Raw genomic sequence first — 10848 nt, 5'->3', positions numbered from 1 at the left:
ACCACCACCTCAGCTCGCCGGAGCACGATCCCTATGTGCTGCAGTCGCGCATGGCGTTCGACAGCCCGGCACGCCTGGAGGCGTTCGCCAGGGCCTTGCGCCAAGCTATCAGCCGTCATGACGTATTGCGTACCGCCGTGCTCTGGGAAGGTCTGGCGCAACCGTTGCAGGTGGTCTGGCGCGAGGCGCCGCTGCTGGTCGCGCCGCTGGATGGGCAAGACCTGCAACGCCTCGACCTGGCCCGGGCACCGCTGATCCGCCTGCTGTATAGCGGCTTGACCGGCAGCGAGCGCATCGAGGCGCTATTGCAGTTCCACCATATTGTCCTCGATCACACCGCCCTGGAGATCATCGGCGCTGAGTTGCTGGGCTACTTGCAGGGCAGCGCCGCGCCGGTGCAGGCCCCGGTGCCTTATCGCAACTATGTGGCCCAGGCGCGCCTGGGCGTCAGCCAAGCCGAGCACGAGGCGTTCTTCCGTGCGCAACTGGGCGATATCGACGAGCCGACGCTGCCCTACGGCCTGAGCGATGTACAGGGCGACGGTCAGGCCGTCGAGGAAGCCTGGCTGTGGCTGGACGAAACCCTGGCCGCGCGGCTGCGGCAACAGGCCCGGCAGCTGGGCATCAGCCCCGCCAGCCTGTTCCACCTGGCCTTCGCCCGCCTGCTGGCTGCCGTCAGCGGCACCGATCGTGTGGTGTTCGGCACCGTGTTGCTGGGCCGCCTGGAGTCCGGCGAGGGCGCCGAGCGGGCCCTGGGCATGTTCATCAACACCTTGCCGCTGCGCCTGGACCTTGCAGGCCTCGACCTGCAGGACGCCTTACGCCTGACCCAGCAGCGCCTGAGTGCCTTGCTGGTGCATGAGCACGCGTCGCTGGCACTGGCCCAGCGTTGCAGTGGCGTGCCGGCCCCGGCGCCGCTGTTCAGCGCCATGCTCAACTACCGCCATGGCCAGGCGGCGAGCGAAGACCGGCGCCAGCAGTGGCAGGGCATCGAGTTCCTTGATGGCCAGGAGCGCAGCAACTATCCACTGAGCTTGAGTGTGGACGACATGGGGGAAGACTTCCGTCTGGTGGCGATGACCCCGGCAAGCGTCGGCGCCCAGCGGATCTGCGGGCAAATGCGGTACGTGTTGCAGGGCATGGTCGAAGGTCTGGAGGCTCAGCCACGGCACGCGCTGCTGTCGGTCCCGGTATTGCCGGACAATGAGCGTGGGCAACTGTTGCAGGCCTGGAACGCGACGGCCCAGGCCAGTGATGTCGAACAGCCCGTCCAGGCGTTTTTCGAGCAGCAGGTGGCGCGCGATCCCGAGGCGGTCGCGGTGCAGTCGGAGGAAGGACAACTGAGCTATCGCCAGCTCAACGCCGAGGCCAACCGCCTGGCCCACCACCTGATCGCGCTGGGCGTGCAGCCTGACGACCGGGTGGCGATCTGTGTCGAGCGCGGCCTGTCGCTGGTGGTCGGCCTGCTGGCCATCCTCAAGGCCGGCGGCGCCTATGTGCCGCTGGACCCGGATTACCCGGCAGAACGTATCGGCCACATGCTCGCCGACAGCCAGCCGCGAGCGCTGCTGGTGCAACGAGGCACGCGGACGCTGGTCGGCGAAGCGGCGTTGCCGCAGGTCGATCTCGATCAACCGAGCTGGGCCGGACAGCCGGACAGCGACCCGCGGGTGCCCGGGCTTAACGGCGCGCACCTGGCCTATGTGATCTACACCTCTGGTTCCACCGGCCTGCCCAAGGGGGTGATGGTCGAGCAGCGCAACCTGGCCAACCTGGTGCACTGGAGTGCGCGCCGGTTCCCGGCCGGCGGCGCGGTGCTGCACAAGACCCCGGTGAGCTTCGACGCCTCGGTGTGGGAGCTGTTCTGGCCGCTGTGCAGCGGGCTGCGCCTGGTGCTGGCCAAGCCGGATGGCCAGCGCGACCCGCAGTACCTGGCCGGGCTGATCCGCCAGCAGCAGGTCGGCGTGGTGCAATTCGTGCCCGCATTGTTGCAGCAGTTCCTCGACCAGGACGACAGCGCCGCCTGCGCCAGCCTGACCGATATCGTCTGCGGCGGCGGCGAGTTGACCGAGGCCTTGGCCCGGCAGGTTCGCCAGCGTTTGCCGCAAGTGCGCCTGCACAACGTCTACGGCCCCACCGAAACCACGGTCGACTGCAGCGTCTGGACCCTGGAACCCGGACAACCGATTCCATTTGGCGCGTTGCCGATCGGCCACCCCATCGACAACACCCGCCTGTACGTCCTCGATGCCCACGACCAGCCGGTACCCTGGGGCGTCGCCGGCCAGCTGCATATCGGCGGCGCCGGGGTGGCGCGTGGCTACCTGGGGTTGCCGGAGCAACAGGCCGAACGCTTCATCGCCAGCCCGTTCGTCGAGGGTGAGCGCCTGTACCGCAGCGGCGACCTGGTACGCCAGGCAGCCGATGGCAGCCTGACGTTCCTGGGTCGCACCGACCACCAGATCAAGCTGCGCGGGCTGCGCATCGAGCCGGGCGAGATCGAGGCCTGCCTGAACCGCTTGGCCGGCGTGCGTGAGGCCCTGGTGCTGGTCCAGCGGCATCCACACGGCGGTGATCGCCTGGTCGCCTACCACCGTGGCGAGCCGCAGTCGACCGACGCGCTGCGTCAGGCATTGCTGGCGCGGTTGCCGGAGTACATGGTGCCGGCGCTGTTCATCCACCTCGACAGCTGGCCGCTGACCCCCAACGGCAAGCTCGACCGCAAGGCGCTGCCGTTGCCGGACCTGCAGGCGCGCCAGTACGAGGCGCCACAGGGCGAGACCGAGGTGCTGCTGGCCGAGATCTGGTCGCAACTGCTGGGCGTGGAGCGGGTAGGGCGACACGACAACTTCTTCGAACTGGGCGGTCACTCGCTGCTGGCCGTAACCTTGACCGCGCGCCTGCGCCAGGCCGGCCTGCAGGTGGATGTACGCACCCTGTTCGGCCAGCCGAGCGTGGCAGCGCTGGCGGCCACCCTGGGCCAGGGTGGCGCGGTGACAGTGCCGGCCAACCGGATCCCGGCGGGTTGCACCCAGATCACCCCGGACATGCTGCCGCTGGTGAACCTGGAGCCGGCCGCCATCGAGCGTATCGCCGCCGCAGTGCCGGGTGGTGCGGCCAATGTCCAGGATATCTACCCCCTGGCGCCGTTGCAGGAGGGCATCCTCTACCTGCACTTGAGCGCCGTGGGCGCCGATCCCTATGCCCTGCGCGCGCGGCTGCGCTTCGACAGCCCGGCGCGTCTGCAGGCGTTCGCCCAGGCCCTGGAGCAGGTCATCGCCCGGCATGACATCCTGCGCACCGCAGTGCTCTGGGACGGTCTGGCGCAACCGGTGCAGGTGGTCTGGCGCCAGGCGCCGCTGCAATTGGCGCCGCTCGACGACGCCCACCTGGCGCGCCTGGACCTTGGTCAGGCGCCGCTGATCCGCCTGCTGCACCGCACCGAGCCGGGCAGCCAGCGGGTCGAGGCGGTGCTGCAGTTCCACCATATCGTGCTCGACCATATCGCCATGCAGGCGGTGCAGGCCGAACTGCGCAGCTACCTGCTGGGGCAGAGCGAGCCGTTGCCGGCCTCGGTACCGTACCGCAACTATGTGGCCCAGGCGCGCCTTGGCGTCAGCGAGGCCGAGCACGAGGCGTTCTTCCGCGACCGCCTGGGCGATATCGACGAGCCGAGCCTGCCGTTCGGCCTGCGCGAGGTGCAAGGCGATGGCCGCGCCCTCGATGAGGCCGAGGTAGCGTTCGAGGGCGCCCGCTATGCTCGCCTGCGCGACCAGGCTCGACAGCTGGGGGTGAGCACCGCAAGCCTGGTGCACCTGGCCTGGGCGCGCCTGCTGGCGGTGGCCTGCGGCAAGGGCCGCGTGGTGTTCGGCACCGTGTTGCTGGGCCGCCTGCAGGGCGGCGAGGGCAGCGAGCGGGCACTGGGCATGTTCATCAACACCCTGCCGTTGCGGGTCGAGCTGGACGGGTTGGGCGTGCGCGACGGCGTGCTGGCCACCCACCGCGAGCTGTCGGCGCTGCTGGTCCACGAGCACGCCTCGCTGGCCCTGGCCCAGCGCTGCAGCCAGGTGGCCGCGCCGCTGCCGCTGTTCAGCGCCATGCTCAACTACCGCCAGAGCACCCGCGCCGCGCCGCAGCCACAGGCCTGGGAGGGGATCGAGACCCTGGGCAGCGAAGGGCGCACCAACTACCCGCTGAGCCTGAACGTCGATGACTTCGGCGATGGCCTGCGCCTGGGCGTGCAGGTGTCGGCCCAGGTGGGCGCGCAGCGGGTCTGCGCGCAGATGCTGCAGGTGCTCGACGGCCTGTTGCTGGCGCTTGAGCAACAGCCGCAGCAGGCGCTGAACCGGTTGCCGGTGCTCAATGCCGAGGCGCGGCGCCAGGTGCTGGTCGATTTCAACGACACGGCGGTGGCGTACGACCTGGAGCAGACCCTGCACGGCATGATCGAGGCCCAGGTGCGACGCACGCCGCAGGCCATTGCGGTGAAGTCCGAGGAAGGCGAGCTGACCTATCGCCAGCTCGACGAGCAGGCCAACCGCCTGGCCCATCACCTGATTGCGCTGGGGTTAAAACCCGACGATCGCGTGGCGATCTGCGTCGAACGCGGCCTGTCGATGGTGGTCGGCTTGCTGGCCATCCTCAAGGCCGGCGGCGCCTACGTCCCGGTCGACCCGGACTATCCGGCCGAGCGCATCCGTCACATGCTCGATGACAGCGCGCCGCGGGCGGTGTTGGTGCACGGCGCCACCCGCGACGTGCCGCAGGCGAGTCGGGCGACGTTGATCGACCTCGACCGGCCAACCTGGCAGGCGCAGCCGGCGCAGGCCCCACAGGTGCCCGGGCTGACCCCGCGACACCTGGCCTATGTAATCTACACCTCCGGCTCCACCGGCCTGCCCAAGGGCGTGATGAACGAGCACGCCGGGGTGGTCAACCGCCTGCTGTGGATGCAGGACGCCTACCGGCTGGGCGCCGGTGACGTGGTGTTGCAGAAAACCCCGTTCAGCTTCGACGTATCGGTGTGGGAGTTCCTCTGGCCGCTGCAGACCGGCGCCCGTCTGGTGATGGCACGCCCTGGAGGACATCGTGACCCCGAGTACCTGCGCGAGGTTATCCGTGAAGAGCAGGTCAGCACCTTGCACTTCGTGCCGTCGATGCTCGATGTGTTCCTCGCCCATGGCCAAGTCCTGCCGCACCAGCTCAAGCGCGTGCTGTGCAGCGGCGAGGCCTTGCCCGGCAGCCTGGTACGGCGTTTCCACGCACAGCTGCCGACGGTCGAGCTGCACAACCTGTACGGCCCGACCGAGGCGGCGGTGGATGTCAGCGCCTGGCACTGCGTGACGGCACCGGACAACACGCCGATCGGCAAGCCGATCGCCAATACCGCGCTGTACGTCCTGGACGCCCAGGGCGAGCCGGTACCGGTGGGCGTGGCCGGCGAGCTGTATATCGGTGGCGTGCAGGTGGCGCGGGGGTATCTCAACCGCGAGCAACTGACCGCCGAACGCTTCCTTGATGATCCGTTCTCGCTCAGGACCGGTGGCCGGATGTACCGCACCGGCGACCTGGCCCGCTACCTGGCCGATGGCAACCTGGAGTACCTCGGGCGCAACGACGACCAGGTGAAGATCCGCGGCCTGCGCATCGAACTGGGCGAAATCCAGGCCTGCCTGACCCGTATCGAAGGGGTCAAGGAGGCGGTGGTGCTGGCCCGCGAGCAGCGCCTGTTGGCGTACTACACCGGTGCCCGGCAGGCGCCGGACACGCTGCGCGCAGCGCTGCTGGGCCAGTTGCCGGAGTTCATGGTGCCGGCTTCGTTCACCTACCTCGAGGCGCTGCCGCTGAGCCCCAACGGCAAGCTCGACCGCAAGGCGCTGCCACAGCCGGAAACCACGCAGCAGGTCTACGAGGCGCCGCAAGGCGAAGTCGAGACCCTGCTGGCGCAGCTGTGGAGCGAACTGCTGGGCGTGGACCGGGTCGGTCGTCATGACAACTTCTTCGAGCTCGGCGGCCACTCGCTGCTGGCCGTGACCCTGACCGCGCGCATGCGCCAGGCCGGCCTCGCGGCGGATGTGCGGGTACTGTTCGGCCAGCCGAGCCTGGCCGCGCTGGCGGCGGCGGTGGGCGGCGAGGTGACGCTGGAGGTGCCGGCCAACCGTATCCCGGCGGGCTGCACACGCATCAGCCCCGACATGCTGCCGTTGGCGACGTTGGAGCAGGCCGCGCTCGACAGCCTGGTGCAGAGAATCCCCGGCGGCGCGGCCAACATCCAGGACCTGTACGCCCTGGCGCCGTTGCAGCAGGGCATTCTCTACCACCACCTGGCCAGCGCCGAGGTCGACCCCTACGTACTGCAACTGAACTTCGCCTTCGCCGGCCAGACCGAGCTGGAGGCCTTCGTCGCGGCGCTGAACCAGGTCATCGCCCGCCACGACATCCTGCGCACCAGCGTGCACTGGCAGGGGCTCGACGAAGCGGTGCAGGTGGTCTGGCGCGAGGCGCGCCTGGACCTTGAGCCGGCACTGGACAGCCCGCGCCTGGACCTGGGCCGCGCACCATTGATGCACCTGAGCCGCCAGGTGGAAAAGGGCCGCTTGCAGGCGACCTTGCTGCTGCACCATATCCTCCTCGACCACGCCGCCATGGAGCTGCTGGTGGCCGAGGTCGGCGACGCGCTGCTGGGGCGCACGCCCGAGGGTGACAGCGTCCCTTACCGCAACTATGTGGCCCAGGCTCGCCTGCGCGACGACAGCCAGGCGCAGGAGGCACTGTTCCGCGAACTGCTGGGCGATATCGACGAGCCGACCGAAGTGTTCGGCCTGCGCGGGGCGCGGGGCGACGGCAGCCACGTACTCGACCACCGCGAGCGCCTGGATGAGCCACTGGCCCTGCGCCTGCGTCAGCAGGCACGGTTGCTGGGCATCAGCGTCGCCAGCCTGGTGCACCAGGCCTGGGGGCAGGTGCTGGCGCAACTGTCCGGCCGCGAGGAAGTGGTGTTCGGCACCGTGCTGCTCGGTCGCCTGCAGGGCGGCGAGGGCGCCGAGCGCGCGTTGGGCATGTTCATCAACACCTTGCCATTGCGGGTCAGCGTGGGCGGGATGGACGTGGTCGACGGCGTGCGCCTGACCCATCAGCGTCTGGCGCGTCTGCTGGCCAACGAGCAGACGTCCCTGGCCCTGGCTCAGCGTTGCAGCGGTGTGCCGGCCTCCCAGGCGCTGTTCACCAGCCTGCTCAACTACCGCCACAGCGCGGCGACCGGGGCGCAGCGCGCACAGGCTTGGCAGGGCATCGAACTGCTGGCCGCCCATGAGCGCAGCAACTACCCGCTGGTGGTCAGCGTCGACGACCTGGGTGACGGTTTCATCATGACCGTGCAGGCGGTGCCGCAAGTGGAGGGGGCACTGGTCTGCCAGCTGCTGCAGACGGCCCTGGCGCGGTTGGTCGATACCCTGGCGGACACGCCGGCGGCGCCGTTGAACGGTATCAACGCCTTGCCGGACGCCGAGCGCGAGCGCGTGGCGCGGCAGTTCAACGCGACCCGTCGCGACTATCCCCGCGACCTGCCCGTGCATGCCCTGTTCGAGGCGCAGGCCAAGGCCTGCCCGGATGCGCTGGCGGTGGCCCATGGCACGCGGCGCTGGAGCTACCAGGCGCTCGACCGGCAGGCCAGCCGGCTGGGCGGGTACCTGCTGGAGCAGGGCGTGCGGGCTGGCGATCGGGTGGCCTTGCTGCTGCCACGTTCGTTCGACCTGCTGGCGGCCCAGCTGGCGGTGAGCAAATGCGCGGCGGTGTTCGTGCCGCTGGACGGCAACGCCCCGGCCGAGCGCCAGGCGTTCATGGTGGCCGACAGCCAGGCGCGACTGCTGTTGACCCACAGCGACCAGCCGCAAGTGGAGGGCGCGCGCCGGGTCGAACTCGACCGCCTCGACCTGAGCGGTTACGCGGATGCGCCGTTGGGCCTGGCGGTGGACGCCGGCAGCGCGGCGTACATCATGTACACCTCCGGCTCCACCGGCACGCCGAAGGGCGTGCAGGTGCCGCACCGGGCCATCGTGCGCCTGGTGATCAACAACGGCTTTGCCGATTTCAACAGCCAGGACCGCGTGGCCTTCGCCTCCAACCCGGCGTTCGACGCCAGTACCCTGGAAGTCTGGGCGCCACTGCTCAACGGCGGCGCGGTGGTGGTGATCGACCAGGACACGGTCCTGTCGCGCCAGGGCCTGCGCGAAGTGCTGCTGGAGCAGGGCGTCACCGTGCTGTGGCTGACCGCTGGCCTGTTCCACCAGTTCGCCGACGACCTGCTGCCGGCGTTCCGAGCGCTTCGCTACCTGATGGTCGGTGGCGATGTGCTGGACCCGGCGGTGATCGCCCGGGTACTGCGCGATGGCGCGCCGCAACACCTGCTCAATGGCTACGGCCCGACCGAGGCCACTACTTTCAGCACCACCCACGAAATCACCGCGGTGGGCGAGGGCAGCATCCCGATTGGCAAGCCGATCGGTAACAGCCGCTGCTATGTGCTCGATGCCCGCCAGCAACTGCTGCCAGTGGGGGCGGTGGGCGAGTTGTATATCGCCGGTGACGGCGTGGCCCTGGGCTACCTGGGCCAGCCGGAACTGACGGCTGAGCGCTTCCTGCCTGATCCGTTCAACGGCGGCACGATGTACCGCAGCGGCGACCTGGTGAGCTGGCAGGCCGACGGTACCCTGCGTTACCTGGGCCGTGCTGACCAGCAGGTCAAGCTGCGTGGCTTCCGTATCGAACTGGGCGAGATCGAGGCGCGTCTGGGCGAATGTCCAGGTGTGCGTGATGCCGCCGTGATCGTGCGGGAGGACGCGCCGGGCGATAAGCGCCTGGTGGCCTATTTCACTGGCCATCAGGCAATTGCCGAACTGCACCAGCAACTGCAAGGCCAACTGCCGGACTACATGTTGCCGTCGGCCTATGTACAGCTGGATGCGCTGCCGCTGACCGCCAACGGCAAGCTTGACCGCCGCGCCTTGCCGCAGCCGGGCAGCGAGGCGCTGGTCAGCCGTGCCTTCGAGGCGCCGCAAGGTGAGATCGAAACCGCGCTGGCCGCGATCTGGGCCGAAGTGCTCAAGGTCGAGCAGGTTGGTCGCCATGACCACTTCTTCGAGCTGGGCGGCCATTCGCTGCTCGCGGTGAGCCTGATCGAGCGCATGCGCAAGGCCGGCCTGGATGCCGACGTGCGCGTGCTGTTCGCCCAGCCGACCCTGGCTGCGCTGGCGGCTGCTGTTGGCTCCGGGCGTGAAGTGGCAGTGCCTGAGAACCGTGTGCCGCAAGGTGCGACGCAGATCACCCCGGACATGCTCAGCCTGATCGACCTGGACCAGGCCAGCATCGATCGTATCGTCGCCACCGTGCCGGGGGGGCCGGCCAACGTGCAGGAAATCTACCCGTTGGCGCCGCTTCAGGAAGGCATCCTCTTCCACCACCTCAGTGCCGAGCAGGGTGACCCATACCTATTGCAGACCCGCCTTGCCTTCGACAGCCTGGATCGGTTGCAGGCCTGCGCCGAAGCCCTGCAACAGGTCATTGACCGCCACGACATCCTGCGCACCTCGGTGGTCTGGGAAGGGCTGGGCGAGCCGGTGCAGGTGGTCTGGCGCCAGGCCCAGCTTGCAGTCAACGAAGTCACCGGGCTCGGCGAAGAGGCGGTGATCGAGCGGTTGCACGCGCACTTCGATGCCCGCCTGCAACGCCTGGACCTGACCCAGGCGCCGCTGCTGCGCCTGACGTACGCCTTGGACCCGGCCCTGCAGCGGGTGGTGGCCGTCCTGCACTTCCACCACCTGGCCCTGGACCACACGGCGATGGAGGTGATCGTCCACGAGCTGCAGGCGATTCTCTCCGGTCGCCAGCACCTGTTGAGCGCGCCCGTGCCGTACCGCACCTACGTGGCCCAGGTACGCCTGGGCGCCGCCGAGGCGGGGCACGAGGCGTTCTTCCGCGACATGCTCGGCGATGTCGACGAGCCCACCCTGCCGATGGGCCTGGCCGATGTGCAGGGCGACGGGCGCGATATCGAGGAGTCGCGCCTGCCGCTGGATCCGGCCTTGTCGCGCCGGGTGCGCGAGCAGGCAAGGGCCCTTGGGGTCAGCGCCGCGAGCCTGATGCACCTGGCCTGGGCACGCGTGGTGGGTGTGCTGGCGGGGCGTCGCGACGTGGTGTTCGGCACCGTGCTGATGGGCCGCCTGCAAGGCGGCGAGGGCGCCGACCGGGCGCTGGGGGTGTTCATCAATACCTTGCCGCTGCGCATCGACACCGCCAAGGGCACCCGCGCCGCGGTGCAGGCCACCCACCAGCGGCTGTCGGCGCTGCTCGGGCATGAGCATGCGTCATTGGCGTTGGCCCAGCGTTGCAGCGGCGTGCCGGCCTCGGCGCCGCTATTCAGTGCCTTGCTCAACTACCGTCACAGCCCGACGGATAAGGCCGGTGTGGATGCTTCAGGGTTCCAGGGCATGCATCAGCTGGGCGGTGAAGAACGCAGCAATTACCCGCTGACCCTGAGCGTGGACGACCACGGGGAAGGCTTCAGCCTCAGCGTGCTGGCCCAGTTGGGGATTGGTGCCGAACGGGTCGCAGGTTGGATGACCGCTGCCGTGAGCCAACTGATCCAGGCGTTGGAGCAGGGTGGCGCGGCGCAGGTCGACAGGCTGCCCATCCTCGACGGTGCGCAGCGAGGCCAGGTGCTTGAAGGTTTCAATGCCACGGCCGTGGACTACCCGCAAGGGCAGACCGTGCACGCGTTGGTCGAGGCTCAATCGCCCGAAGCATTGGCCGTTGTACAGGGTGAGTTGCGTCTGAGCTACGGCGAGCTCAACC

1 protein-coding gene is annotated in these 10848 nt (G+C 69.1%); it reads left to right on the top strand.

Annotated elements, in window-relative coordinates:
- Positions 1–10848 (top strand): non-ribosomal peptide synthetase (locus Q0P60_RS20415; protein WP_294997419.1); only part of this gene is annotated, 10848 nt, incomplete at both ends.

The organism is uncultured Stenotrophomonas sp. (assembly GCF_945952405.1).
Taxonomy (GTDB): domain Bacteria; phylum Pseudomonadota; class Gammaproteobacteria; order Xanthomonadales; family Xanthomonadaceae; genus Stenotrophomonas.
The sequence above is the reverse complement of the archived record's forward strand: the minus strand, read 5'-3'. Positions and strand labels throughout refer to the sequence as shown.